The organism is Haloferax sp. KTX1 (genome assembly GCF_902410085.1).
Lineage (GTDB): Archaea > Halobacteriota > Halobacteria > Halobacteriales > Haloferacaceae > Haloferax > Haloferax massiliensis.
The window spans coordinates 778739-804485 of sequence record NZ_CABPRH010000001.1; the positions used below are offsets into that span (position 1 = coordinate 778739).

General features: G+C 68.4%; 27 protein-coding genes, 1 tRNA gene and 1 pseudogene. 18 read left to right on the forward strand and 11 right to left on the reverse strand.

Going from position 1 to position 25747, the window contains the following annotated elements; all coding sequences use genetic code 11:
• Positions 1-53: 53 nt before the first annotated feature.
• From FY251_RS04055 to FY251_RS04065, 3 genes are all read left to right on the forward strand, one after another.
• Positions 54-485, forward strand: a complete 432-nt coding sequence (locus FY251_RS04055; protein WP_148413553.1) for a DoxX family protein — start codon at positions 54-56, stop codon at positions 483-485.
• A gap of 187 nt (positions 486-672) precedes the next feature.
• Positions 673-1254, forward strand: coding sequence for a flavin reductase family protein (locus FY251_RS04060; protein WP_148413554.1), 582 nt, complete (start codon positions 673-675; stop codon positions 1252-1254).
• Between the two features lie 67 nt (positions 1255-1321).
• Positions 1322-1975 (forward strand): hypothetical protein, encoded by a 654-nt coding sequence (locus FY251_RS04065; RefSeq protein WP_148413555.1) that lies wholly within the window; start codon positions 1322-1324, stop codon positions 1973-1975.
• Positions 1976-2004: 29 nt separating this feature from the next.
• Here the strand turns inward: FY251_RS04065 and FY251_RS04070 are convergent, their stop codons facing one another.
• Positions 2005-2475, reverse strand: coding sequence for an SRPBCC family protein (locus FY251_RS04070; protein ID WP_255516590.1), 471 nt, complete (start codon positions 2473-2475; stop codon positions 2005-2007).
• Positions 2476-2991: 516 nt separating this feature from the next.
• Here FY251_RS04070 and mvaD point away from each other — a divergent pair.
• The 7 genes from mvaD (at position 2992) to FY251_RS04105 (ending at position 10622) form a co-directional block, all read left to right on the forward strand.
• Positions 2992-3966, forward strand: a complete 975-nt coding sequence (gene mvaD, locus FY251_RS04075; protein ID WP_148413556.1) for a phosphomevalonate decarboxylase MvaD — start codon at positions 2992-2994, stop codon at positions 3964-3966.
• A gap of 69 nt (positions 3967-4035) precedes the next feature.
• Entirely contained in the window at positions 4036-5169 is a 1134-nt protein-coding gene (locus tag FY251_RS04080) for an NAD(P)/FAD-dependent oxidoreductase (protein WP_148413557.1), read from the forward strand.
• 161 nt (positions 5170-5330) lie between these two features.
• Positions 5331-7040, forward strand: coding sequence for a histidine kinase N-terminal 7TM domain-containing protein (locus tag FY251_RS04085; RefSeq protein ID WP_148413558.1), 1710 nt, complete (start codon positions 5331-5333; stop codon positions 7038-7040).
• 124 nt (positions 7041-7164) lie between these two features.
• Entirely contained in the window at positions 7165-8319 is a 1155-nt protein-coding gene (locus tag FY251_RS04090; protein WP_148413559.1) for an acyl-CoA dehydrogenase family protein, read from the forward strand.
• A gap of 99 nt (positions 8320-8418) precedes the next feature.
• The gene (locus FY251_RS04095) at positions 8419-9144 is read left to right on the forward strand and encodes an HAD family hydrolase (RefSeq protein ID WP_148413560.1); all 726 of its coding nucleotides are present in this window, start codon (positions 8419-8421) and stop codon (positions 9142-9144) included.
• A gap of 85 nt (positions 9145-9229) precedes the next feature.
• Positions 9230-10216 carry a phosphotransferase gene (locus FY251_RS04100; RefSeq protein WP_148413561.1) on the forward strand — a complete coding sequence of 329 codons (987 nt, stop codon included), beginning with the start codon at positions 9230-9232 and terminating at the stop codon, positions 10214-10216.
• A gap of 97 nt (positions 10217-10313) precedes the next feature.
• A complete protein-coding gene (locus FY251_RS04105) occupies positions 10314-10622 on the forward strand; it encodes a non-histone chromosomal MC1 family protein (protein ID WP_042662490.1) in 309 nt (102 codons plus the stop codon).
• A gap of 77 nt (positions 10623-10699) precedes the next feature.
• On the opposite strand, the gene FY251_RS04110 is transcribed toward FY251_RS04105, so the two are convergent.
• Complete coding sequence (locus FY251_RS04110; protein WP_148413562.1) at positions 10700-12037, reverse strand: permease; 1338 nt, start codon at positions 12035-12037, stop codon at positions 10700-10702.
• 260 nt (positions 12038-12297) lie between these two features.
• Between FY251_RS04110 and FY251_RS04115 the strand changes: the two genes are divergently transcribed.
• From FY251_RS04115 to FY251_RS04130, 4 genes and pseudogenes are all read left to right on the forward strand, one after another.
• The gene (locus FY251_RS04115) at positions 12298-12975 is read left to right on the forward strand and encodes a helix-turn-helix domain-containing protein (RefSeq protein ID WP_148413563.1); all 678 of its coding nucleotides are present in this window, start codon (positions 12298-12300) and stop codon (positions 12973-12975) included.
• Between the two features lie 121 nt (positions 12976-13096).
• Positions 13097-13504 (forward strand): cupin domain-containing protein, encoded by a 408-nt coding sequence (locus tag FY251_RS04120; RefSeq protein WP_148413564.1) that lies wholly within the window; start codon positions 13097-13099, stop codon positions 13502-13504.
• A 197-nt stretch (positions 13505-13701) separates the two neighbouring features.
• Positions 13702-14661 (forward strand): NADP-dependent oxidoreductase, encoded by a 960-nt coding sequence (locus tag FY251_RS04125; RefSeq protein WP_148413565.1) that lies wholly within the window; start codon positions 13702-13704, stop codon positions 14659-14661.
• Positions 14662-14845: 184 nt separating this feature from the next.
• Positions 14846-14989, forward strand: a pseudogene (locus FY251_RS04130) (DUF2255 domain-containing protein); the annotation flags it as partial.
• 47 nt (positions 14990-15036) lie between these two features.
• Here the strand turns inward: FY251_RS04130 and FY251_RS04135 are convergent.
• Positions 15037-15759, reverse strand: a complete 723-nt coding sequence (locus FY251_RS04135; RefSeq protein ID WP_148413604.1) for a hypothetical protein — start codon at positions 15757-15759, stop codon at positions 15037-15039.
• A gap of 336 nt (positions 15760-16095) precedes the next feature.
• A tRNA-Arg gene (locus FY251_RS04140) sits at positions 16096-16170 on the reverse strand.
• A gap of 94 nt (positions 16171-16264) precedes the next feature.
• On the opposite strand from FY251_RS04140, the gene FY251_RS04145 reads away from it, so the two are divergent.
• Together FY251_RS04145 and FY251_RS04150 are read left to right on the forward strand one after the other, a co-directional pair.
• On the forward strand, positions 16265-17119 hold the full coding sequence (locus FY251_RS04145; protein WP_148413566.1) for a geranylgeranylglycerol-phosphate geranylgeranyltransferase: 855 nt from the start codon (positions 16265-16267) through the stop codon (positions 17117-17119).
• 185 nt (positions 17120-17304) lie between these two features.
• Complete coding sequence (locus FY251_RS04150; protein ID WP_148413567.1) at positions 17305-17916, forward strand: recombinase RecA; 612 nt, start codon at positions 17305-17307, stop codon at positions 17914-17916.
• On the opposite strand, the gene FY251_RS23040 is transcribed toward FY251_RS04150, so the two are convergent.
• On the reverse strand, positions 17913-18035 hold the full coding sequence (locus FY251_RS23040) for a hypothetical protein (protein WP_255516591.1): 123 nt from the start codon (positions 18033-18035) through the stop codon (positions 17913-17915). The two genes, FY251_RS04150 and FY251_RS23040, sit on opposite strands and share 4 nt — an antisense overlap.
• Here FY251_RS23040 and FY251_RS04155 point away from each other — a divergent pair.
• Positions 18028-18447, forward strand: coding sequence for a CoA-binding protein (locus tag FY251_RS04155; protein WP_148413568.1), 420 nt, complete (start codon positions 18028-18030; stop codon positions 18445-18447). The two genes, FY251_RS23040 and FY251_RS04155, sit on opposite strands and share 8 nt — an antisense overlap.
• A gap of 51 nt (positions 18448-18498) precedes the next feature.
• On the opposite strand, the gene FY251_RS04160 is transcribed toward FY251_RS04155, so the two are convergent.
• The 6 genes from FY251_RS04160 to FY251_RS04185 all read right to left on the reverse strand — a co-directional run bounded on the left by FY251_RS04160 (position 18499) and on the right by FY251_RS04185 (position 25017).
• Positions 18499-19479 (reverse strand): PLP-dependent cysteine synthase family protein, encoded by a 981-nt coding sequence (locus FY251_RS04160; protein WP_148413569.1) that lies wholly within the window; start codon positions 19477-19479, stop codon positions 18499-18501.
• Positions 19480-19679: 200 nt separating this feature from the next.
• Positions 19680-20024, reverse strand: a complete 345-nt coding sequence (locus tag FY251_RS04165) for a DUF5798 family protein (protein WP_148413570.1) — start codon at positions 20022-20024, stop codon at positions 19680-19682.
• 91 nt (positions 20025-20115) lie between these two features.
• A complete protein-coding gene (locus FY251_RS04170; RefSeq protein WP_148413571.1) occupies positions 20116-21174 on the reverse strand; it encodes an ABC transporter permease in 1059 nt (352 codons plus the stop codon).
• Complete coding sequence (locus tag FY251_RS04175; protein WP_148413572.1) at positions 21167-23026, reverse strand: ABC transporter permease; 1860 nt, start codon at positions 23024-23026, stop codon at positions 21167-21169. Before FY251_RS04175 ends, FY251_RS04170 begins: the two co-directional genes overlap by 8 nt.
• The gene (locus FY251_RS04180; protein WP_148413573.1) at positions 23023-24009 is read right to left on the reverse strand and encodes an ABC transporter ATP-binding protein; all 987 of its coding nucleotides are present in this window, start codon (positions 24007-24009) and stop codon (positions 23023-23025) included. The genes FY251_RS04175 and FY251_RS04180 overlap by 4 nt, the downstream gene beginning before the upstream one ends.
• Positions 24010-24156: 147 nt before the next feature.
• The gene (locus FY251_RS04185; RefSeq protein WP_148413574.1) at positions 24157-25017 is read right to left on the reverse strand and encodes a 3-hydroxyacyl-CoA dehydrogenase family protein; all 861 of its coding nucleotides are present in this window, start codon (positions 25015-25017) and stop codon (positions 24157-24159) included.
• Positions 25018-25141: 124 nt separating this feature from the next.
• On the opposite strand from FY251_RS04185, the gene FY251_RS04190 reads away from it, so the two are divergent.
• The coding region (locus tag FY251_RS04190; RefSeq protein WP_148413605.1) for a helix-hairpin-helix domain-containing protein at positions 25142-25747 on the forward strand (606 nt) is incomplete at its 3' end.

Sequence of the window (25747 nt, forward strand, 5' to 3'; positions counted from 1 at the left end):
GTACTTCGGACGACGGACCGCCACACGACCGCCCTCGCGACGGAGGTACAGAGATGAGCGTCGCGCTCCAGTTCGCGTCTCCCGGCGCGGACGTCGCGTTCCTCCTCGCGCGCGTCCTCTTCGGCGCGGTGCTCGCGTTCATGGGGCTCAATCACTTCCTGAACCTCGACCACATGACCGGCTACGCGGAGATGAAGGGCCTGCCGGCACCCCGCCTCGGTGTCGCTGTCTCCGGCGGGATGCTCGTCTTCGGCGGCCTCGGCATCGTCCTCGGCGTCTTCCCCGCGCTCGCCGCCGGGGCCGTCGCCGTCTTCCTCGTCGTCGGGACGCCCGTGTTCCACAACTTCTGGGCGGTCCCCGAAGACCAACAGGAGTCCGAGATGACCGGCTTCCTCAAGAACGCCGTCATGCTCGGCGGCGCGCTCGTCTTCCTCGCACTCAGCGGGACGACGTGGTCCTACGCCATCGGCCTGACGCTGTTCTGAGGGGCCGACCCGGTTCCGACGCCCCGACGAGATTCCCGACGAGGCTCTCGACGCGACGCCGTCCCACAGATTCATCGGCGTCCGAACCCACCACACACCCGTTCATGACCCACGCAATCCCGGATTCGATACGCGCACGCCTCCCGCCGAGTAGCCGACCCCGCTCGCCCGCGGAGGCGGGTCGCTGATGGACGGCGCGCCCGACGCCTTCGGCTCGCCGTACCGCCTGCTTTCGGGGGCCGTGGTGCCCCGCCCCATCGCGTGGGTGAGCACCCGCGGCGACGACGCCGACAACCTCGCGCCGTACAGTTTCTTCACCGTCGCCAGCGTCGACCCGCCGGTCGTCGTCTTCGCGCCGGTCGGCCGCGCCTCGTCGCTGAAGGACACGCCGCGAAACGCCGTCTCGCGCGGCGAGTTCGTCGTCAACGTCGTCACCCGAGACGTCGTCGAGGCGATGAACGAGACGGCCGCGACGGTCCCGCCCGGCGTCGACGAGTTCGACCACGCCGGCATCGAGAAGGCCGAGGCCGTCCGCGTCGACGCCCCGCGCGTCGCCGACGCTAAAGTCGCCTTCGAGTGCTCCCTCTACGACAGCATGGAGGTCGGCTCTTCGACGCTCGTCCTCGGCGAGGTCGTCCACGCGCACGTCGCCGACGCGGTGCTGACCGACGGCAAACTCGACACGACGAAACTCGACGCGGTCGGCCGACTCGCCGGCAGCGAGTACGCGACGACCGACGACCGGTTCGACCTCGTTCGACCGGACTGACCTCCAGTTACGCGTGGTGATAATAGGGCGCGAAGCTTTATCGCGAGATGCGCGGTCTGTCGGAACAATGAGCGACGTGTCGTTGTCGAGCGTGCTCTCGTTTCTCGATACCGACGACGCGGCGACCGTCGTCGAGCGGGTCCGCGCGGCCCGCGGGGAGCGGACGAAACGGAGCGTCCGCGACGGGCGGACGTTCCTGTTTGCGGCCCCCGACGGGGAGTCACAACCGACCGAAGTCGTCTGGATAGACGTGGAAGCCGCGTTCGACGCCCGGAGCGTCGAGGCGTTCGCCGAGCGCTGCGACGACCGCGGCGTCGACGGGACGCTCCTGACGACCGGCGACGAAGAGCGGGCCGCGGAGACCCTCGCGCTCGCGTTCGCCGCCGACGAACAGCTCGACGAACCCGACGAGGACGGCGACCGGGCGCTCCTCGTCGACCCGGACGAGGTCGAGCGACCCATCGAGCTCGTGGCGCTTCCCGATCTCGTAGAAGCACTCGAAGACGCCGACCTCGCCGAGGCTATCATCGACGAGTATCACGAGCCGCACGAACCGGAGTTCGAGGACATCGTCGACGAGATAGACGCCGAGGAAGCCCGCGTCGCGGCCGAGGCGGACGCCGCCGAGGACGCCGGTTCCGGTCGCGCGCTCGCGCTTCTCGTCGCGGCCGTGGTCGTCGTGGCGGTCGCCGCGGCGTTCGTCCTGTTCGGTCCGTTCTGAGCGGCGTTCGGACCCAGTTTCGGGGTCACTCACTCGGGGTCTCTTTCACCCGACGGCGGCTCCCCCGAGAGCCGCCGCGCCGCGAGTCGCTCGATTCTGCGAAGCGCGACTGCACAGACCGCGGCGTACGGCCCCGCGAGCACCGGGACTTCGAACGCCACCGCACAGCGGTCGAGACCGACGGGGGTCACGCGATGTCCCGTCGCCGGAACGCCGGCCACGCGCCACGTCCACCGACGGACCTCGTCGTCGCACGTCTCGATGCTGAACGGGACCCAGACGCCGGCGACGCGGACCTCGCCGCGACTGCCCGCCTCGATTCGCCCGTCGACGCCGCGGACGTCCGACACGCTCGGCCCCCAGTCGGGCCAGTCGGCGACCGACACCAACACGTCCCACGCCGCCGCCGCGGGAGCCGAAATCCGCCGGGAGACGACCAGTCGCCGCCCCTCAGGCGTTCGCTCCACGCGCGTTCGGGTCCGATTCGACGCACCCCTCATACGCCCTAGTATGCTAATAAGTCGTAATATAACATCGCCGAAATCTTTATCCATGAAGCGTGGTAGCAACTACCAAGGCAACACATGAGCAACACGAGTGACCGCCCGAAGACGATGCGAGACGTCAGCCACACGCCGCCGACAGGCGAGAGCGTCACGAACGTCTGGGAGCGAGGACACGAATCCGAGTCCGCAGAGTAGGCGACAGAGCAGACGACGCGACGAACAGCAACGAACCACTCGCACCGAACCCGACCAAACCAACCAAACGAAGCGAATCCAGCTACTTGACCACGATACGACAACCAACGTAACCGACCGAGCGATTGACTGCATCGAACTCGACCGTCTCCCGCTGGAGAGGGAGACCGTGCGTCCTTCCTGCGCACCGATTGCGACCGACCCGCGCCGGCCGTCCCGCCGACGCGCACTCGATTTCCGACCGATTCGTTCCGTGAGCCGCCGGAGCCGACGCCTATCGGGACGTTTAACCCCGAGTCCGACGGGCGTTCGAACATGAAGGCCACCGCCAAGGCCCACCCGATTCAGGGCCTCGTGAAGTATCACGGGATGCGAGACACGGAGCGCCGAATGCCGTACCACGACAGCATCAGCGTCTGTACGGCCCCGAGCCACACGAAGACGACCGTCGAGTTCCTCCCCGACGCCGACGAGGACGTCTACGTCATCGGCGGCGAGGAAGTCGAGGGCCGCGGCGCGGAGCGCATCCGAGCCGTCGTCGACCGGGTCCGCGAACTGGCCGACTTCGACCACCGCGTCCGCCTCGAAAGCGAGAACTCCTTCCCCTCGAACATCGGGTTCGGCTCGTCGGCGTCCGGGTTCGCCGCCGCCGCGATGGCCCTCGCCGAGGCGGCCGGCCTCGACATGACGCGCCCCGAAGTCTCGACCATCGCCCGCCGCGGGTCGGCGTCCGCCGCCCGCGCCGTCACGGGCGCGGTCTCGCACCTCTACTCGGGCATGAACGACACCGACTGCCGCTCCGAGCGCATCGAGACCGACCTCGAAGACGACCTGCGCATCGTCGCCGCGCACGTCCCCGCCTACAAGGAGACCGAGCAGGCCCACGCCGAGGCCGCCGACAGCCACATGTTCCAGGCGCGGATGGCCCACATCCACGCCCAGATAGACGACATGCGCGACGCGCTGTACGACGCCGACTTCGACGCCGCCTTCGAGCTCGCCGAACACGACTCGCTGTCGCTCGCGGCGACGACGATGACCGGCCCCGCCGGCTGGGTCTACTGGCAACCGCGCACCATCGCCGTCTTCAACGCCGTCCGCAGGCTCCGGAACGAGGAGGACGTGCCGGTCTACTTCTCGACCGACACCGGCGCGAGCGTCTACGTCAACACGACCGAGGAGCACGTCGACCGCGTCGAGGAGGCCGTTTCCGACTGCGGCGTCGAGACCGACGTGTGGGGCGTCGGCGGCCCCGCCGAGGTGCTCGACGAGTCCGAGGCGCTGTTCTGAGCGGTCGGCCGACCGCCGCGCCCCGCGCCCGCCGTCACCCTCTTTTCGCTCGCGCCCCACCCGTCAGTCATGCGTGTCCTGGTTCTCGGTGCCGGGTACGCGGGCCTCACGCTCGCCCGCGACCTCGAACGCCGACTCCCCGCCGACGCCGACCTGACCGTGGTGAACGACGCCCCGCACCACCTCGTCCAACACGAAGTCCACCGCGCTATTCGACGGCCGGCGGTCGCCGACGCCATTCGGGTCCCCCTCGACGAGGCGCTCGACCGCGCCGAGGTCGTCGTCGACCGCGTGACCGGCGTCGACCGCGACGCGCGGACCGTCGAACTGGCCGCGGGCGACGCCCTCGACTACGACTACTGCGCGGTCTGTCTGGGCGCTGAGACCGCCTACTACGGCATCCCCGGCCTCGAATCGCATTCGGTTCCGCTGAAGCGCGTCGCGGACGCGAAGGCCATCCGCGACCGCTTTTTCGACGACTGCGACGACGGCGGGACCGTCGTCGTCGGCGGCGCGGGGCTGTCGGGCGTGCAGGTCGCGGGCGAACTCGCCGCGCTCCGCGACGAGGAGGACGCGCACGCCGATATCGTCCTCGTCGAGCAACTGGACGCCGTCGCGCCGTCGTTCGACGAGTCGTTCCAGCGGGCGGTCCGCGACGAACTCCTCGACAGGGGCGTCGATATTCGGACCGAGACGACCGTCGAGTCGGTGACTGACGCGACCGTCCGGACCGACACCGGCGATATCGACTACGACCTGCTCGTCTGGACCGGCGGCATCGCCGGCGACGAGGCGATGGGCGGCGAGCGCCCCGCCGTCAGGGCGGACCTCCGACTCGACGGGCGGACGTTCGTCGTCGGCGACGCGGCCCGCGCCGTCGACGCCGACGGCGAACCCGTGCCGGCGAGCGCCTCCGCGGCGCTCCGCGAGGCGAAGACCGTCGCCGGCAACATCGCGGCGCAGGTCGCCTTCGAGACGGACGGCGGCGAGAACGACTTCGCGCCGCGGCCCGATCCCTACCGCTTCGAAGTCCCCGGCTGGATCGTCTCGGTCGGCGACGGTGCGGTCGCGCAGGTCGGCCCGAGCATCTTCCGCGGGAAGGCCGCGAAGGCGATGAAAGCCACCGTCGGGGCGGGACATCTCACCTCCGTCGGGGCGATTTCGCGGGCGGTCGACCTCGTCGACGAGGAACTGCACGCCTGACGCGGCGCTGACAGCAGGACCGCGCCGGAGAGCGGTCACTTCCAGAGAAGTTCTTTATCCGATGGCGGAGTATCTCCGGCTATCGTCTACGATGCCGGGCACGACTGAGACTGCGCCAGCGGAGTCACGGTTCGGACCGTGACTGACGAACGAGGCGCGCGATGAACTGGCAGTACACGGCCTACGCCTACCCGATGGTCTTCGCGGCGGTCGTCGCCGCCGTCCTCTCGGCGTACGCGGTCCGGTTCGTCCGCCGCCGCGGGCGGAACCCGACCGTCGTCTCGTTCGCCGTGCTGACGGCGGCCGTCGCCTTCTGGACCGCGACGACGGCCGTCAAACTGCTCCTCGTCGACCCCGGCGCGAAACTGTTCGCGTACAAGCTCCTCCACGTCGGCGCGATGACGGCCGCGCCGACGTTCTTCGTCTTCGCCCTCGCGTACACCGGCCGCCGGGAACTGCTCGACCGCTACGTCGTCGCGTCGCTGTACGTCGTCCCGGCGGTGTTCCTCGTCGTCCTCTTTACCAACCCGCTGGAGCTGGGCTACACCGGCTGGCAGTTGTCGACCGTCGACGGCGTGACGACGCTCTCCGTCACCGACGGCCCGGTGAGCGTGTTCGGCCTCGTCTACGGCTTCGTGCTTCTGTTCCTCGGGCTCGGCGTCATCGGCCAGTACGCCGTCGAACTCGACCGCCCCTACCGGACGCAGGCGACGCTCCTCCTCGTCGGGATGGTCGTGCCGTCGGTCGTCGCCGCGCTCGAACTCACCGGTGCGCCGCCGCTCGCCGGCGGCGTCAACCTCATTCCCGCCTCGCTCGCGGTCCCCTCGGTGACGTTCGGCATCGCCGTCTACCGCTACAAGCTCCTCGACATCCTCCCGCTCGCCTACGCGGCCGCCGGCGCGCACTCGACCGACGGGCTCGTCGTCCTCGACGCCGACGAAGTCGTCGTCCACGTCAACGACCACGTCCGCCCGCTGTTGGGAGCCGACGGCCCGCTTCTCGGCCGCCCGGCGAGCGAGGCTGTCCCGAACTACGGCGACCTCGCCGGCGACGCCCCGACGTGCGACGCGCTCGTCGCCGGCGAGCGCTACGTCGAACTGACGCGCATCCCGCTCGGCCGAGGGGGCGACTCGATCGGGTGGGTCGTCTCCGTCCGAGACGTGACGCCGCGGAAGCGTTACGAACTCGCCTTGGAGTCGAGAAACGACGAACTGGAGGTGCTCAACCGCATCGTCCGCCACGACATCCGAAACGACATGCAGCTCGTGACGGCGTACATCGACATCGTTCTCACCCACGAGCCGCTGTCCGACGAGGCGCGGTCGCAGTTGGAGACCGCGCTCCGGCGAGCGCTCAACACCGTGGACCTCACCGACGTGCTCGGACAGCTGATGCGCGCGACGAACGACGACGAGCGCCGCAGACCGCTCGACGTCGGCGACGCGGTCCGCGAGGCCGTCGAAGACGTGCGTGAGGCCTATCCGAACGCGACGTTCGCGGTCGGCGACCTCCCGTCGGCGACGGTGTTCGCCAACGACCTGCTCGACTCGGTGTTCGTGAACGTCCTGAAGAACGCGGTCGTCCACAGCGACCGCGACGAACCGTCGATTGCCGTCGCGGGCACCGCGGACGGCGAGCGCGTCAGCGTCCGCATCGCCGACGACGGCCCCGGCATCTCCGACGAGCGGAAGGCGGTCGTCTTCGGGAAGGGCGCGAAGGGACTCGAAAGCCCCGGCACCGGGACCGGCCTGTACCTCGTCGACACCATCGTCTCGAACTTCGGCGGCACCGTCCACATCGAGGACAACGACCCGCGGGGGAGCGTCTTCGTCATCGAACTCCCGCTGGCGACCGTCGAGGCCGCCGACTGAGCCGACCGGCTTGGCCGACTGGGTTGGCGTGTTCGACCGACTGACGCCCCGACCACAGAATCAACTCGACGCACGTTTTCCTCGGTGTCACAACTGTTATCGCCCACGTATATGATAATCAATCATGGACTATTCGGTCTCGGACGAACAGCGGGCCATCCGCGAGGAGGTCCGGCGGTTCGCCGAAAACGAAATCGCGCCCGTCGCGGGCGAGTACGACGAGGCGGAGCGGTACCCCGCGGACATCGTCCGCGAGGCGTCGAAGATGGGGCTGACGGGGGCGCACTTCCCCGTCGAGTACGGCGGCGTCGGCTACTCCTCGCTGGAGAACGCCCTCGTCACCGAGGAGTTGTTCGCGGTCGACCCCGGTATCGGGCTCTGCATAACGAGCGCCGGCTTCGGCGCGGAGGCCATCATCAGCTTCGGCACCGACGACCAGAAAGAGCGCTTCCTGCCGCCGATTACGGAGGGCGAGTCCGTCATGGGCGCGGCCATCAGCGAGCCGCAGGCGGGCTCCGACGTGACCTCGGTGCGCACCCGCGCCGAGAAGGACGGCGACGAGTGGGTGATAAACGGCAGCAAGATGTGGATTACGAACGGGAGCGTCGGCGACTACTTCGTCGTCATGTGCCGGACCGACCCCGAGGCGGACGACCGCTACGCGGGCTTCTCGCAGCTCATCGTCGAGGCCGACCGCGACGGCTTCGCCGCCGACAAGATAACCGGGAAGATGGGTATCCGCGCCAGCGACACGGCCGAACTCGTCTTCGACGACGTGCGCGTGCCCGCGGAGAACCTCGTCGGCACCGAGGGGATGGGCTTCCTCCAGCTCATGCAGTTTTTCGACGAGACGCGGACCGCGGTGGCCGCGCAGGCGGTCGGCATCGCAAAGGGAGCCTGCGAGCGGGCGCTCGACTACGCCGGAGAGCGCGAGCAGTTCGGCCGCTCCATCGGCGACTTCCAGGCGATTCAACACAAGCTCGCGGAGATGCACACCGCGACCGAGGCCGCCCGGCAGTTGACCTACAAGTCGGCGTGGAGCGTCGACAACGACGAGGACCGACTGACCGCGCTCGCGTCGATGGCCAAGGAGTTCGCCTCGAACGTCGCCACCGACGTGGCCGATGAGGCCGTCCAGATTCACGGCGGGGCCGGCTTCGTCAACGACCACGACGTCGAACGGCTCTACCGCGACGCGAAAATCACGCAGATTTACGAGGGAACCACGGAGATTCAGAAGAACATCATCGCCCGCGAACTGCTCGGCAAGGGCTTCTGAGGCGGGTCTGAGACTACCCGCGGCTCGCGGCGTCTGGCCACCGTCGCGGCCGGCGTCACTCGTGGACGACGTTTTATCGCCGCCGCGCCAAGAGCGAATGTGACTTCCTTCGACGCGATTCTCTTCGACCTCGACAACACGCTCTGTACGAACGACCAGCGCGGCGAGACCATCTACGCCGGCGCGTTCGACGCCGCCGGCCTCGACCGCTTCGGCGAGCCGTCGGACCTCTGGGCCGCCCTCGACGGCCCGCCGGACCACGACGACCACGAGGGCTACCTCGCCGACGGCTTCGAGCGCGTCGCGGCGAAACACGACCGCGAGGGCGTCGACGTTCGGGCGCTCGCCCGCGGGTTCGTCGAGACGGTCGACCACTCGGCGGTCTCGTTCCGACCGGGTGCCGAGGCCGCGCTCGACGCCGCCCGCGACCACGGGCCGGTCGGCCTCGTCACCAACGGACCCGAGCGACGGCAGTCTATCAAACTCGACGCGCTCGGCATCGTCGACGCGTTCGACGCGGTCGTCTTCGCGGGCGACATGCCGCGGCGAAAGCCTCACCCCGACCCGTTCGACCGGGCGCTCGAAGCCCTCGACGTCCGGGCGGACGCGAGCCTCCACGTCGGCGACTCGCTGGAGTTCGACGTGGACGGTGCCCACCGCGCCGGCCTCGACGCCGCGTGGTGCCCGGTCGAAACGGGGGCGGGCGACGCGGACGGCGCGGACGGCGCGGACGCCCCGAGCGCCCCAGACGCCGGGTCGCGCGCGCCGGCGTACGTCCTCCGGTCGCTCGCCGACTTCCCGGCGATTCTGGACGGCGGCCCGTGACTCGGCTCCCGCGGCGTCGGGGTGGTCATCGACGCCCGGTCCGCGTCCGCTGGACCTTTGTTCGCGTCGCCCCTAGCGTGGTCCCATGAACCCCGTCGAGCGCGTACTCGCCCGCGAGTTCCCCGAGCGACGCGTCGCGGCGACGGCCCGCGTCCCGAACGGGAACCACAAGCGGACCGCGGTCGCGACGTTCGCCGACGGCGGGGAAGTCGTCGTCCAGACCGCGGCCGACGCCGCGGCGCTCGCCCTCGAAGCCGCGCTCTCTCGGGCCGTCCGCGAGCGCACGACGATTCCGGTCCCGCGCGTCCTCGCGTCGGGCGCGCTCGACGGGGTCGGCTACGTCGTCGCCGAGCGCGCCCCGGGCGACGAACTCCACGAGCGGTTCGTCTCGCTCGATTCGGCGGCTCAGCGACGCGTCGCCCGGTCGTTCGGCGTCGGCCTCGGCCAACTCCACGAGCGGTTTTCCTTCGACGGCTACGGTCGGCTCGGTCGCCCGGCCCGCGGGAGACGGCGGGCCGACGGGGGGAGCGCGGCCGAGTTCGAGTCGGAACCGGTCCGCGGGTTCGACGCCGTGAGCGCCGGCGACGACGACTGGGAAGCGTGGTTCGCCGCCTACGCCCGCGAGGGAATCGCCGCGCTCCCGCCCGCGTTCGACGGGGTTCGAGAGCAGTTGGAGGAGGCCGTCGCGGCCGCCTCACTCCCCGTGAACCCGCCGTCGCACCTCTACCCGTGGGACTTCAGACCCGGGAACGCGCTCGTCGCCGGCGAGCGGGTCTCGGCCGTGCTCGACTGGGGACGACCGATAGCCGCCGCGCCGGGGCTCGCCGTCGCCAAGGTCGAACACCTCGTCGCCGACTGGTACGTCGAAGACGGCGCGCCGCTCCGTCGGGCGTTCCGCGCCGGCTACGAGTCGGTCCGACCGCTCCCGTCTGTGCCGCCGGCCTACCGGGTCGCCGCCGTCGTCCGCTCGGCGGTCGATTCGGCGGGTGAAGTGACCCGCCCCGGCTACCCCGAGCGGACCGGGGCGGCCGCGGTCGACTTCCACCGGGCGCGACTCGACGCGCTGTTGTGAACGCGGTCTGAGTCGGTGCCGTCGGCCCCGTTCGAAGGTGCGGCGCGCCCCCGCGGCGATACGAACTACTAATTCGGAGTGCGTGCTACAGATAGGCATGGTACGAGAAGACGGCAAGCGAAACTTCGTCCTCGTCGAAGACGGCGAGGAGACGAGCGTGTTCAGCGGAACGTATCCCCGGCAGGCGGCGCTGAAAGCCGCCCGACGGCTCCACCCCGCCGCGAGCCCCGACGACATCGACGGGAAGGCGACGCTCAGGCTCCGCGAGCGCGGGACCGACCGGGTCCACGTCTACGAGGGCTGGGCGTGGACCGAGGAGAAAGACGACGACGCACCCGAGTGGATGGACGACTACGTCACCCGGGCGAACGTCTCGAAACAGGGCATCGAACACCTCGAAGCGTAAGCCTGAGACGCTTCGGCGGGTCCGAGGAACCCGGCTTCATATTTTGCGCGTCGCACGCCGAGCGTCGAGTCGCCGGTTCAGTCGCCGGCCTGCGCCGCCTCGCCGTGGCCGCCGTGTCCCTCGTTTCCGACCGAGTCCGAGCGGTGGAGCCAGTAGAGGACGCCGAACAGGCCGGTGGCGAACACGTTCAACACGAGTTTGTAGTCCGCCTCGATGCTCACCTCGGCGATTTGGACGCTCTCGGGCGACGGGATGAGCCCCGCGCCGAGGAAGACGAAGTGGATGACCACGCCGGTCAGCACCGCCGCGACGAATATCATCCCCGAGAGCATCGCCGCGAACTTGGTCCCGTAGTACTCGCGGTAGGCGTCCATGATGGGCGGGACGATGAGGTCGGCGTAGATGTAGCTCAGGACGCTCCCGAACGGCAGCCCGTTCGAGAACAGCACCGCCCCGAACGGGACGTTCCCGACCGAACAGACGAAGGTGGCGACGCCGATGACGGCCCCGAGGACCGCGGTCCAGAAGACGTACACCGGCAGGCCGAACGTCGGCCCCGAGAACACCGAGGTCCACACCGCCTCGGGGATGAACCCGGCGATGAGGCCGGCGAAGACGAAGCCGATGGCGATTTCGTCCCAGAGCATCCCCCACTCCTTCCACTGCTTGTCGGCGAGCGCCTTCCACCCCGACAGCGACGTGGCCCGCTCCCGAACCGTCGTGTTGGCCGCCTCGGGGTCGAAGCTCTCCTTGCACGACTTCGAACAGAAGTAGAACGTCCGCCCGTCGTGTTCGACGGAGTACTCCGTCTCGTCGGGGTCGACTTCCATCCCGCAGACGGGGTCGCGGACGGTCTCGGACCCCTCCTCTTGGACGTTCTGTCTGGCCTGTTCGACCACCTCGTCGGGCACGAGGTAGACGAAGCCGAACGCCATCAGCCCGATGAGCATGAACCCGCCGAGGATGTCGGCCACGAGGAACTGCCAGCCGAGCAGAATCCAGATGACCGCGCCGATTTCGATGACGAGGTTGGTCGAGGCGAACATGAACGCCCCGAGGGTCGCCGCCGCCGACCCGCCCTTCTTGAACAGGTTCTTCGCGGTGGCGATGGCGCTGTAGGAACACGACGAGGAGACGAAGCCGAACAGCGAGCCGTAGCCGATTTCGCGGGGGCCGTGGCCCTCCAGTAGCTCCGAGACCTCCTCGCCGGAGGTCCACGCCTCGACGCCGCCGGCGATGGCGAAGCCGACGACGAGCGCCCACCACGTCACCCACGCCATGGCCGCGGTGGTCGAAAGCGCCTCTCGGGCGCTCTCGACGAGGAACGTCCCGAGCGGCTGTTGCGTCGTGAACACGCCGAGTCCAACCGTCGCGAGCGCGATGGCCGTGAGGATCGCGTATTCGGTCCGATCCATGTGGTTGGATATGAGGGGAGCCATCCCTAACTGGGTTGTGCCTAGCAGAATCGGGGGTTCGGCGCGGCGCGAGTTTGGGTTGTGAAGTCCGACGGGGCGGCGAGCTTGGAACGTGAGGGGGAACCTCCGAGACGAGCCGTCGAAGCACCGTCAGCCCGACGTACGTTCCAGCGAGTGACGCCCCCGTTGGGACGCGAGACGGTCGTCCCAACCGGGACACACCCGGACAGTTATCTTCGAACAGAACCTATCTCGGTCTCGTGACTATCACTACAGAGATCGTTATTCGCTCGTCTGCGCTGCCGTTCGTCAGCCTCGCACAATCGGTCCCGTCGAACCAGGTCGAGTGCGTACACGGGCTCTGTCACGAGGGGAACTCCCGGGTCTTCATGGTCTACGTCGAGCCCGAGGCGGACGTGTCCGAGACCGATCTCCTCGCGTTCGACGAAGTCGTCGCCGTCGACGCGCTCGGCCGCGCGAGCGGCAAAGACGTCTTCCAGACCACTATCGAACTCGACGACGTCGTCTCGGAAGCGTTCGCCCCCGAGCGGTTCACCGCGACCCAGATGGAGCGGACGGTCGTCACGCCGGAGGGGTGGTACGAAAAGAAGCTCTTTCAGAACTACAACGCGTTCAACGGGATGCGGACCCGCTGTGAGGAGTACGGCATCTCCATCGAGCTCATCTCCATCACGCAGAACCCGCGGGAACGCGACGAGTCATCGCAGTACGGGCTGACCGACCGCCAACAGGAGGCGTTGACGCTCGCAATCTCTCGGGGGTACTACGAGAGTCCGCGACAGGTCTCGACCGAAGAGCTCGCCCAAGAGATGGACATCTCGCAACCGTCGATGTCGAGTCTCCTCCGCCGCGGCGAGCGTCAGCTTCTCACCTCCGCGCTCGGCTCGCAGTCGCAGGTCAACACGGCCAGCAGATAACGGCGAGCCTGTCTTCGTGTGCTGACGGCCGGAACGCCGAACTGACGACCGCATTTAAACGCCCCTTCTAGATAGCATCGAAACCAAGTCGTACGACACACAACTGACGAATGAGTCTACCATGGAAATCACCGAAGCCGGCACGAACCCGTCCGTCGAAGGACCCGAGGAATACTTCACGGGAGACACCCGAATCGATCCCCTGTTCGACTCTCAGGACGAGGCCCGCGCGGCCGCGGCGAGCGTCACATTCGAGCCGGGCGCGCGCACTGCGTGGCACACGCACCCCCTCGGCCAGCGACTGGTCGTGACGAGCGGGTGCGGCCTCGTCCAACGCGAAGGCGGAGAGATCAAACAGATTCGCGCGGGCGACGTGGTCTGGTTCCCGCCGGGCGAAAAGCACTGGCACGGCGCGACGCCGGACAACGCGATGACCCACATCGCCATCCAGGAAGAACAGGACGGCGAGGCCGTCACCTGGTTAGAACACGTCAGCGACGAGGAGTACGGCCCGGCCTCGGAGCGCTAACCTACCGCCGCGACCGAAACTGAACCCGGCCCAACCCTAACTCCGCCACCGGCTGCCCGTTTGCGACCCCGGCCGCCGTCTCGGAGCCGCGCGGTGGCCGCCCGGGTGGCGGACGACGCGCGTCAGTATTTAAAAATACTTTGTAGATAGCGCCGAGTTCAGGGAGCTTCTGCGCCTCTTTGAGATACGTCCCACCCATGAAAGCAGTACGTATTCACGAGTACGGTAGCCCGGATGTCCTCCGGTACGAAGACGTAGACGAGCCGGAACCGGCCCCCGACGAAGTTCGCGTGCGGGTGCGCGCCGCCGGCGTGAACCCGGTCGACTGGATGACGCGGAAAGGCCTGGTCGAGCGCGACGAACTCCCGTGGACGGTCGGCTGGGACGCCGCCGGCGTCGTCGACGCGGTCGGCTCCGACGTGAGCGACCTCGAAGTCGGCGACGAGGTGTACGGCCTCCTCGAGTTCGAGTACGGCGGCGGCGCGTACGCCGAAGCCGTCACCGCGCCGGCAGACGAGCTCGTGCGGAAACCGGCGTCGCTCAGCTTCGAGGAAGCGGCCGGCGTCCCGATGGCGGCGCTGACCGCGTGGCAGGCGCTGGATGCAGTCGACGTGGAAGCCGGCGACCGCGTTCTCATCCACGCCGCGGCCGGCGGTGTGGGTCACTTCGCCGTCCAGTTCGCGAAACAGCAGGGTCTCCACGTCATCGGCACCGCCTCGGGGTCGAACGAGGAGTACCTCCGCGAGCTCGGCGTCGACGAGTTCGTCAACTACCGCGAACAGCGCTTCGAAGAAGTGCTCGACCCGGTCGACGGCGTGGTCGACGGCGTCGGCGGTGAGACGTTCGACCGGTCCCTCGAAATCCTGAACGAAGGTGGTATCATCGACAAGCTTCCGAGCCCGCCGACACCCGAGCAACAGGACCTGGCGGACGACCAGGGCGTCGAAGCGATCATGACGAACGTCCGCTGGAACGGAGACTGGTTCGAAGCCATCACCGAGTTACTCGCAGACGGCACCGTCTCGGTGACGCTCGACACGGTGTTGCCGCTCTCGGAGGCGAAGGAAGCCCACCGACTGAGCGAGGAGAAACACGCCCGCGGGAAGATCATCCTCACGCCCGGCGACGGCCGCGACGACGAGCCCGCGTCGAACTAACTCGTCGCGGTCGCGTGTCGACGTCGCCCGGCGTCGGCTCGGACGCTTGCTGACTCGCCCCGACGGCTTAAACGAGCTTTTCGGACGGCAGTACTCCCAAAAGAGTTACAGACGTTGTCTTCTCCGATAGCGACGAGATTGCTCCGACCTACCGGAAAGAGAACCGACTGCTGTCGCGGGGCGAATCGAAGTCAACGACACGACCAAAGAAGTCGCCTTCGAGGCGGTCGACGGACCGATACACGACCGTATCGACGACGCCGACCGAGAGAAGTACGAGGGGAGTTCGTACCTGAGCGCGATGGTCGGTGACTGCGCGCGCTCGGCCACGGTCAGAGTCGTTCCGCGGGAGCCGAGAGCGGACCGACTGGCAGTTCAATCTTCAGTTAGCGTACTGCGTTTCTCGGCGACGACCGACCCGACTGCCGACCGCAACGTCTCCCAATCGACGCGACTCCGGTCGAGTCGAGCGTACTCCTCTCGAACAACTGTCTCGAACACGCGTGCGTGAACGTCGGCGGTCGTGGGCGACTTCCGCGACGCTTCGGCGGCTTCGATAGCTCGGTGGAGCCGTGTGTCGGTTATGAGGTCGTCGGCGATCTCGTTCGGCTCTCCTCGTATCGGTTCGTGGTCGTCCATCCCGTCCCCGGAGAGCTCTTGAATACGTGCGCGTCCACCGCGTCGGTTTTCGATGACGACCCCTGCGGCGGGGCCGTCGTACCACGCGGAGTCGGGGATGTCGAATCGGTCGGGGTGAAAATCCCGGACGTTCAACTCCTTCTGGAAGGTGTTTACCGACGTCAGACCCAGCCGTTCGAACACTCGCTCGGCTTTGTCGATGGGGAGGAGTCGCTCGTTGGGTTCGTTCCAGATGGCCCAGCCGAGAACCGGCGGCAGTCGCTCCCAGTCGTAGTCGAGACCGACGTTACAGGGCGCGACGCCGAAGAAGACGTACGCCTCCGGGTCGCCGACCGCGTCGTGAAACGCGTCGCGGTCGAACCGCTCACGAACGTGCCGAACGGCGCATTCGTACGGCGGCGGCACGTCGTCGAAGACTCGGTCCCGGTCCCCGAAGAACAGACGCCCGGACGGGGCCATCTGAAACCGCAACCGAGGTCCAACGACGTACTCGCGAAGCCATAGGTGACCACTCGACAGCAACTCCTCGGGAGCATCTGCGAGGTGCGGCGTCGACGGATACGGTTTCATGAGTGGTTCGTTCCACGACGAGACGGATAGGTTTGGGTGTGCGCCCTGATGGGCCTCCCCGCCGCGCACCGGCATCCGGGTCCAGTCTGTCCGTTGTTTGGTTTTGTAGAATCGGCAGACTGCGATGGCGGCCCGTAACAACACGGAATCAACCGTCATCAGCGAGACAGGGTATGAAAGAACCCACCGATGCGTCTATTGGATTTGTACCATGCAGAAGAATCATGGGCGCTGCAGGATTTGAACCCACGGCAACTTGGTCCGAAGCCAAGCACTCTGTCCAGACTGAGCTAAGCGCCCTACATCACTTCGTCTGTCGTGGACTGTTTTAAATGGATTGATTCGAGGCGGCGACTCCGCGCGATTTATACCCGACCTCCGAACAGTACGGGGTATGTCTCTCGGAGCGCGGGCGCGCGGGTTCGTTGAACTCACCCGACCGGGAAACGCCGTCGCCGCGGGCGTGCTCACGTTCACCGGGGCGTTCGTCGCGGGGGCGACCCCCAGCGACGCGGTCGTCGTCGTCGCAGCGATGCTCGCCACCGTATTCGCCACGGGAGCGGGGAACGCCATCAACGACTACTTCGACCGCGAAATCGACCGTATCAACCGACCTGACCGGCCGATTCCTCGGGGGGCGATGAGCGCCGCCGAGGCCAAGTGGTTCAGCGTTGCGCTGTTTGGCGGTGCGGTCGTCTCGGCGCTCGTGCTGCCGGTCGTCGCCATCGCCATCGCCGTGGTCAACCTCGTCGCGCTCCTCGCGTACACGGAGTTCTTCAAAGGCCTCCCCGGCGTCGGCAACGTCGTCGTCGCCGCGCTCACCGGCTCGACGTTCCTGTTCGGCGGCGCGGCCATCGGCGAGCCGTTGGGCGCGGCCGTCCTCTGTGTGCTCGCCGGGCTGGCGACGCTGACCCGCGAAATCGTCAAGGACGTCGAAGACATCGACGGCGACAGAGCCGAGGGACTTCGGACGCTCCCCATCGTTGTCGGCGAGGCGGCGTCGCTGTGGCTGGGTGCGGTCGTCCTCGCGGTCGCCGTCGGCGCGAGCGCGGTGCCGTTCGTCTGGGGCGAGTTCGGACTGGCATACCTCGGTGTGGTTGTCCCCGCCGACGCGCTCATGCTCGTCGCCGCCGCCCGGTCGTTCAGTGACCCCGCCGCGGCCCAGCGTCGACTCAAACACGGGATGTTCCTCGCGGCGTTCGCGTTCATCCTCGGACGGGCGATGGGACCGGCGGGGGGACTGTTATAAACGCCGGGACCGAGCGACCGGTCAGTTCCCGGGGAACACCCCGTGAACCGGAAGTGTTCGATCCTCCAATCAAAAAGAATATTACCGGCTCACTGTATGGTCGTACTATCCGATGACCCCCGGCGAGCGGAAGCGTCAGGCGAGTGCATTCCTCGGAGTCGACGACATCGAGCCGAGGTACCTGCATGTATAACCTGGGCGCTGATCTCGACGTCGAGGTCGAACCGGGCACGAACCTCCTCCTCGTCGGACCGCCGTTGACCGGGAAGCGCTCGCTGGCGCTCGACATCCTCGCGGCAGGGACTCGAAATGGCGAGGGGTCAGTCATCGTCACGACCAAAGACGGCGCGGACCGCATCCTCTCGGACTTCGGCAAGCGACTCGACTACGAGGGCAAACCCGTCGCGGTCGTCGACTGCGTCACGAAACAGCAGGGCGTCGGCGAGGTCCGCGACGACGAGCGAATCCGATACACGTCGTCGCCGGTCGACATGACCGGAATCGGGATCAAACTCTCGGAGATTCTCCAGGAGTACTACCAGGACCGTGGGCTTCCGGGGAACCGCATCATGCTCCACTCGCTGTCGACGCTCCTGATGTACGCCGACCTCCAGACCGTCTTCCGGTTCCTCCACGTGTTCACCGGCCGCATCCAGAGCGTGGGCGGCCTCGGCCTGTTCACCATCGACGCCGACGCCCACGACGACCGGACGATGAACACCATCAAACAGCTGTTCGACGGCATCATCACGACCCACGAGGACGCGCCGCCGGACATCCGCATCGCCGACCACTAGTCGGCTCCGCTCGCGTCGGCGACCGCCGAGACGACGACTGTGGGCGTCGAGACGGCGGCCGCGTCGCACAGCCGCCTGACGTTTTTATCCGCAGCCGGCCACGTCGTAGGTATGCCCATCACTAACGACGACGACATCCGCGCGCTGTTCGACGCCGAGACCGTCGCGGTCGTCGGCTGTTCGGCCACGCCCGGCAAGCCCGCCCACGACGTCCCGGCGTACATACAGAGACAGGGCTACCGCGTCGTCCCCATCAACCCGTTCCACGACGAGATTCTCGGCGAGACGGCGTACGACTCGCTCGCCGACGTGGACGAAGACGTCGATATCGTCGACGTGTTCCGACCGTCCGAGGAGGCGGGCGACATCGTCGACGCCGCAATCGACCGCGCGGCCGACCGGGGCGACCTGAAGGCGGTCTGGCTCCAACTCGGCATCCGCGACGACGACGCGGCCGCCCGCGCCGAGGAGGCGGGGCTCTCGTTCGTTCAGGACCGGTGCTTCAAGGTCGAGCACTCGCGGCTCGCCTGAGCCTCTGCCGAACCGGCGGTTCGGCCGGGGCCGGCTTCCGACCGGCCTTTGCTACCCTTCCCACGACTCGAAGTCGCCGTAGACGCCCTTCGAGAGGTACCGCTCCGAGGAGTCGGGAAAGACCGTGACGACGGCGTCGTACGGGAGGTCGAGGTCGCCGGCGGCGGCGCGCTCGGCCACGTCGATTGCGGCCAGCGAGTTGGCGGCGGCGCTCGACGCGACGAGATGGCCCTCCTCCGCGGCGAGGCGCTGCATCTCGGCGTGGGTGTCGCGGTCGCCGATTTGGACGATTTCGTCCACCAGTTCGGGGTCGAACAGCTCGTTGGTCGCGGGGTCGTGCGTGCCGATGCCCTCGGTCTTGTACGACGCCTCCGCCACGTCGCGGCCGTGGAGCTGTGCGTACAGCGACCCCTCGGGTTCGACCGCGGTGACGAACGTGTCTTCGTTGCGCTCGCGGCCGTACCGCGCTATCCCCATGAGCGTGCCCGCGGTGCCGCAGCCGGCGACGAGCGCGCCGACCGCGCCGTCGAGCGCGTCGTATATCTCGGGCGCGGTCGTCTCGTAGTGCGCCTCGGGGTTGAGCGGGTTGGCGAACTGCTGGGGGACAACGGCGTCGTCGAGTTCGTCGGCGAGCTTGTGCGCGCGGTCGATCGCGCCGCCCATCCCGTCTTCGGTGGGCGTGTTCACCACGTCGGCTCCGAGCGCGCGCATGAGCGTCTGCTTTTCCACGCTGAACCGCTCGGGGACGACGAACACCGCGCGGACGCCGAGCTGCCCGGCCGCGACGGCCAGCCCGATGCCGGTGTTGCCGGCGGTCGGTTCGACGATGGTGCCACCTTCGGGCAGTTCGCCCGATTCGAGCATCCGTTCGAGCATGTACGTCCCGATGCGGTCCTTGACGCTCGCACCCGGGTTGAACGATTCGAGCTTCGCGTAGACGGGCACCTCGGCGGGCGACGCGTGGACTCTGACGAGCGGCGTCTCGCCGACGGCGTCGAGCACCGAGTCGAGGGGTTCGCGGTGCGTGGTCATACGTGGGCAAAAGTTGCCCCGTACCCTGAACGTTTTCATCCCGTTGTCGCCCGTCGAGGGCCGGGTCCCCGTCGGGGTGTTTCGTGCCGGCCGAAGACGGTCCCCTCGGGAGGCCGAGGCTGTGCGCGGTAGTGCGAGACCGAAAGAGCGCGGAGAGCGACGAAGATACAGACGGGAACGGAAACGGGAGTTGGGTCGGGTTACGCCTCGTCGGTAGCGGCGTCACTCGACGTGTCGGCGTCGGACTCAGACGCGTCGTCGGCGACGGTCTCGGTCTCGTCTCCGGCCGCGTCCTCCTCGGCCTCGGAGATGTGCGCCTGCGCGATGGCGGCGTCGAGGTCGACGCCCTGTTCCTCCGCGATGGCTTCGAGAATCGCCCGCTGTTCGGCGTTCTCGGCTTCGAGGCGGTCGACGCGCGACTTCGTCTCGTTGACCGTCTCGCGGACCTCGACGACCTGCTCGCGCAGTTCGTTGAGCTTCTTGTACACGTCTTCGGCCATCTCTGCGACCTTCTGGAGCTTCTTCGCGGTTCCTCCGAGTGGCATGTGTCGCCTCTCGGACTCGGGGCTTGTACGACTTCCGGTGCGGTGTCGGCGGAGCCCGAACGCGCGGGGGTTGGAAAACGGGGCGACAGCCTCAGCCGAGTTCGTTCGGGTCCACGCGGTCGACGAGGATTCGGAGGCCGACGAGCCCGACGACGCCGACGAAGACCAGCCCCGCGACGGCGGCCTTCGCGCCGACGCCCGCGGTTCCGAGCGCCAGTCGCGCGGCCGTGTTCGCGGGGTTCAGCGGCAGAAGCGACGTGCCCGCGAAGACGAGGAGCACGCCGATGGAGTACAGGAGCTGTGCCACCCGTCGGTCGGGCGAGGTAATCGCCACCGCCGCGCCGAGGGTGACGACGACCGCCGAGAGCCCGGCGACCATGCCGAACAGCCACGGCACGCTCTCGATGACGGTCCCATTGAGCCGGAGGAGCAACATCCACGCGATCGCCTGCACCGGGGCTAGCCCGCCGGCCGCGAGGAGCTTTCCGTCCACGACGGCCGCGAAGCTCACGGGCGCGACCCGCAGGAGTTCGAGCGTCCCGCGGGCGACCTCCTCGGCGAGCGAATCGACCACCAGCGACCCGGAGATGAACACGGGCAGGAACAGCAGCAGCGGAACGAGCACCGTGTAGGTGAAGCCGAAGTACGGGCTCGACTCCGCCGCCGGCGGGAGGGAAAGCGGGTCCGTGGCGAGGGAGGCGCTCCGCTCCGCGCGCTCGGTGCGCTCCAGTTCGCGGAGCGCGTCGCGGAGGCGGACGACGACCGCCGTCGTCTCCACACCCGAGTCGGGCGCGATCGCCGCGATTCGTATCCTACCGTCCTCGCCCGTCGAGGCCTCTAAGACGGCATCGACCTCCCGCTGTTGGAACGCCGTCAGCGCGTCCGACGAGGAGGCGTACGGCCGCCCGCTGAGTCCGTCTTCGGTTCCGACGGCTCGGAGCAGGTCCTCGACGGCCTCCTCGTCGCCCGTGACGGCCACGTCCACCTGATAGCTCGCCGCGCCGGGGTCGTACAGCGAGACGAGACCGACGACGAGGAACGACGAGAACGCCGCGACGAACAGCTGGATGGCCAGCGCCAGCACGATGGTCTTTTCCTTGCGGAGACTGCCGAGTTCGCGGCGGGCGATGGCGAATCGCGGGCTACCCAAGGGCGCTCACCACCTGAAGGTTGTAGACGAGGTGAATGGCGATTGCACCCGCGAGCGCGACGCCGTAGGCCGAGCGCCCGCGACTCGCCCCGAGGGCGGTCACGCTGGCGGTCACCGCGTGGAGCGCCAGCGGCGCGAGAAACAGGCCGAGGACGACGAGGGCGCTCACGCCGGTCCCGTCGGCGATGCCGACGCCGGAGGGCGCGAAGGCGGTCTGTCCGAGGGTGAGCGACTGCAATCCGGCGAGTTGGGCGATGGCGGTGAACTTCTCGCCGACGAAGAAGCCGAGCCCCGAGAGCCCGCCGAGGACGAGCGACGACCGGAGCGTCCGGGAAAACCGCGCCTTCTCGAAGGCGGCGAGGACGTGGAGGCTCTTCGCCAGCTCCTCGACGATTGCGACCGCGAGGAGGACAAGCGGGACGGTCAGGTCTATCGGGAGGACGAAAAGCACCGCGATGGCCAGCAGTTCGGCGATGAAGACGAACGGAATCGACAGCGCCGACAGGGTCGCCACGGAGCGCGCCCGCGAGATGCGGCTGTCGAGCGCGTCGAGGAACTTCAGCGGGACCGGTCGCTGGGTGAACATGTCCTCTTCGCGGTAGACGCCGACGCCGAGCAGGAACAGCACGCCCGCGGCGAGGAGAATCGGCCCGACCGAAAACAGGAACTCGCCGAGCGGAATCGACTCGCCGGCGAGGTCGCGGACGACGAGCGTCAGCGGCGAGATGAGGGCGATGGGCGTGACGTTCGTGAAGATGGCCGGGACGAACGTGTACGTCGTCAGGAACACCGACACCGTCACCGTGACGAACGTGAGCTCCTTGAACGAGCGGGCGAACATCGCGCCGACGAACGTCGACGCGAGGAACAGCAGGCCGACGGGGACGACCGCGGCCACCGAGACGACGCCCCCGCCGACCGCGGCCGCGATGGCGACCGTGATGGCGACCGTGCCGAGCAGGTACGGTAACGTCTTGCCGGCGACGATGTCGCCCGGCGAGATGGGCGCGACGAGGAGCAGTTCGCCGCGGCGGTTGATGCGCTCGTTGAGGACGCTCGACCCGTACGCCTGAATCACGAAGTTCATCGGCACGAGGAAGGCGAACGCGAGGACGAGCGAGGCAAAGGGGAACGGCGGGCTGATGCTCGCCGGCGACCCGCTGGTGTCGCCGCCGAAGAGGCCCGCCATCCCGCCGAGCGACGGGGCGTCGACGCCGCCGTCGTCGGCCGCCGCGGCGTCGGACGCGCTCGGGCCGTTGCCGGCTGTCCCGCCCGCGGTGTCGCCGCCGCCGGACGCGCCGCCACCGGTTCCGGCGTCGGCTCCGCCGCCAGCAGTCCCGGCGTCGCCGCCACCGCCTGCACCGGCGTCGACGCGGCTCCCGGTCGGGACCAGCGCGTCCCGTTCGCGGTACTGGAGGTCCACGACGACCGGGAACGCGGCCGACTGGTTCTCCTCGCGGGCCATCTGCCGCTCGTTGTACGACTGGACCGCGTCGCGGAACGCGCTGTAGGCGGCCCGGCCGGTCTGCGTGTCGGCGACCGAGACGTGCGTCTCGCTGACGACGAGTTCGACGTCCGGGTCCGAGACGGGCCGAGCGTCGAGCGCCGACGACTGGTCGACCGCGTCGTAGTAGGGGCTGTCGCCGGCGATGCCGACGCGGTAGAGGTCGCGGTCGAGCGCGACCCCACCGCCGGCCGCGCCGGCCGCGATGCCGCCGGCGACGATGACGGCGACGAGACCGATGACGGCGGTTCGGCGGTCGAGCGTCCCCGCCGAGCGCGACACCTCCCAGCGGGCGATTCGGAGGACGGTCCGGGCGTGTGCGACGAGCCGCGTTCTGAGGTCGGTCACGACTGGCTGTTTCCTCCGACGACGCGCGGTTCGTGCTCGTCGCCGCCGCGCGAACCGGGAGCCGCCTCCCCGCGGCCGCCCTCGGCTTCGCTCGTCGTCGGGGCCTCGCGAGCGAGGCGGAGGAAGATGTCCTCTAAGGACGCCTCGTCGGTTCGGATGTCGGCGACGCGGCCGCCGGCGGCCTCGGCGCGCTCGCGGAGCGATTCGACGGCCGCCATCTCGTCGACGACGGCGACGTGGCGCTCCCCGCCGTCGATCTCGTCGTCCGCGGGGAGCGTCTCCGCGAGCGGGACGGTCGTGAACACGCGGTACGTCGTCTCGCCGTGTTCCGCGCGAATCTCCGGGACCGTCCCGCGGGCGATGATTTCCCCGCGGTTCATGATGACGACGCGGTCGCAGACGGACTCGACGTGAAAGAGGTTGTGCGCGCTGAAGACGACGGTCTTGTCCTCGTCGCGGAGTTCGCGGACGAACTCCAAGACGACGTTCGTCGTCAGCGGGTCGAGACCGCTGGCCGGTTCGTCGTAGATGAGCAGGTCGGGGTCGTTGACGAGCGACCGGGCGATGGCGACCTTTCGCTTCATCCCCTTCGACATGTCGCCGAGTCGGCGGTCGCGGTATTCGAGGTCGAGGCGGTCGAGCACCGCGCCGGTTCGCTCGTCGGCCACGTCGCGGGGCACGTCGTAGAGGTCGGCGAAGAATCGGAGGTACGACCGCGCCGTCATGTCCTCGTACAGCGGCGACTCCTCGGGGAGAAAGCCGAGTTTGCGCCGCATCGCCGGCTCTTCGGGGTCGTATCCGAGCACCGAGGCCGACCCGCCGGTCGGTTCGACGAGTCCGGCGAGCATCTTCAGCGTCGTCGTCTTCCCCGCGCCGTTGGGGCCGACGATGCCGAACACCTCGCCCGACTCGACCGAGAAGTCGCTTCCCACGACGGCGGGGAAGTCGCCGTAGGTCTTCCGCAGGTTCTCGACCGTAATCATTGAGAGACCTTCACGCGGGACGGCATAAAAGCGTTCGCGCGGGATTTCAGGATTGATAGCCTTCCCCTTCGCGGGGCAACAGTTTCGTCTCCTTGCGGCCCACGGTGGAAGACGCCCGCGACCGCCGGAAAGCGCCGTCAGTCGTACCTAGTCGTACTCGTAGAAGCCCTTGCCCGTCTTCTTGCCGAGGTCGCCCGCCGCGACCTTGCGCTTGAGCAGGTACGCCGGTTTGTAGCGGTCGCCGAGTTCCTCGAACAGCGTCTCGGAGGCGTCCAGACAGATGTCGAGGCCGATGTGGTCCGCGAGGGTGAGCGGCCCCATCGGGACGTTCGTGCCGAGGGTCATGCCGCGGTCGATATCCTCCTTCGAGGCGACGCCCTCGTCGTAGGCGCGGATGCCCTCGTTGAGCCACGGCATGAGGATGCGGTTGGTGACGAAGCCGGGCTTGTCGTCGGACTCCCACGTCTCCTTGCCGAGGGCCTCCGAAAAGTCGTGGGCGAACGCGACGACGTCGTCGGCGGTCTTCTCGCCGCGGACGACCTCGACGCCCTTCATAATCGGTACGGGGTTCATGAAGTGGAGGCCGACGACGAGTTCGGGGCGCTCCGTCGCGGCCGCGATGGTCGTGATGGAGAGCGTGCTGGTGTTCGTCGCCAGCACGACGCCCTCCGGCACGATATCGTCGAGGTCGGCGAAGACCTCGCGCTTGACGTCCATGTTCTCGACCGCCGCCTCGACCACGAGGTCGCAGTCCGCGAGGTCCGCGAGTTCGGTCGTCCCCGAGACGCGCCCCTTCGTCGCGTCGGCCTCGTCCTCGGTCAGTTTCTCCTTGGAGACGAACCGCGAGAGGCTGTCGTCGATGGCCGACAGACCGCGCTCGACGTACTCCGTTTCGAGGTCGCGCATGACCACGTCGTAGCCGGCCATCGCGGCCACCTGCGCGATGCCGTTGCCCATCGTTCCCGCGCCGACGACGCCCACCGTGTCGATATCTTCGGTATCGTACATGTCGGGGTCTGCGCGAGGTGGGGAGGTAAAACTTGCCGATGCGTTCGGAATAGTGACAGACTCGTGACTACCACGGGAAGACTCAAGTCGGGCGCAAGAATGGGGACATGCAACGGTGATTGGGGTGAACGACGCCGGCAGAGACGACAGAGACGACGCGGGCGGGGACGGAGGGGAAGCCGTCTCGGACGCGCACCGGAGCGACGAGGAGGACACGAACCGGGCGAACGGGCCGGACGAGGGGCCATCGGACCCCGACGAGGCGCTGACCCACCTGCTCAGACCGCGGGGCGACCGCGCGAGCGACGGCGTCCCGACCGAGCTACGGGACCTGAAATACGTCGGCCCGGCGACCGCCGAGTGCCTCACCGGGGCGAACATCGACGCGGCCGCTATCGTCGACGGCGAGGTGTGCTACCGCGACCTCGTCGCCGCGGGGACGAACCCCGGCGTGGCGGCGAAGATTCGGCGCTGGCACTCGCTTTCGTGGTCGTTCAACTCCGGCGACGACCTCGACCGGCGCTCCTCGCAGGTCCGCGGACTGGGCGACGACGAGCGCGCGTGGGTCGCCGCGAGTTCGGGCGACTGGGGCGACACCGACGGCGCAGCCGACACCGACGACGGCGACAGCAACGGCGAGGCCGGCGATTGGATCCCGAGCGGCCGGGGCGAGGCGGCGGCGAAAAACAGGCCCGCGCGAGACGGGGACTGGACGCCGTCGGGTTCGGGG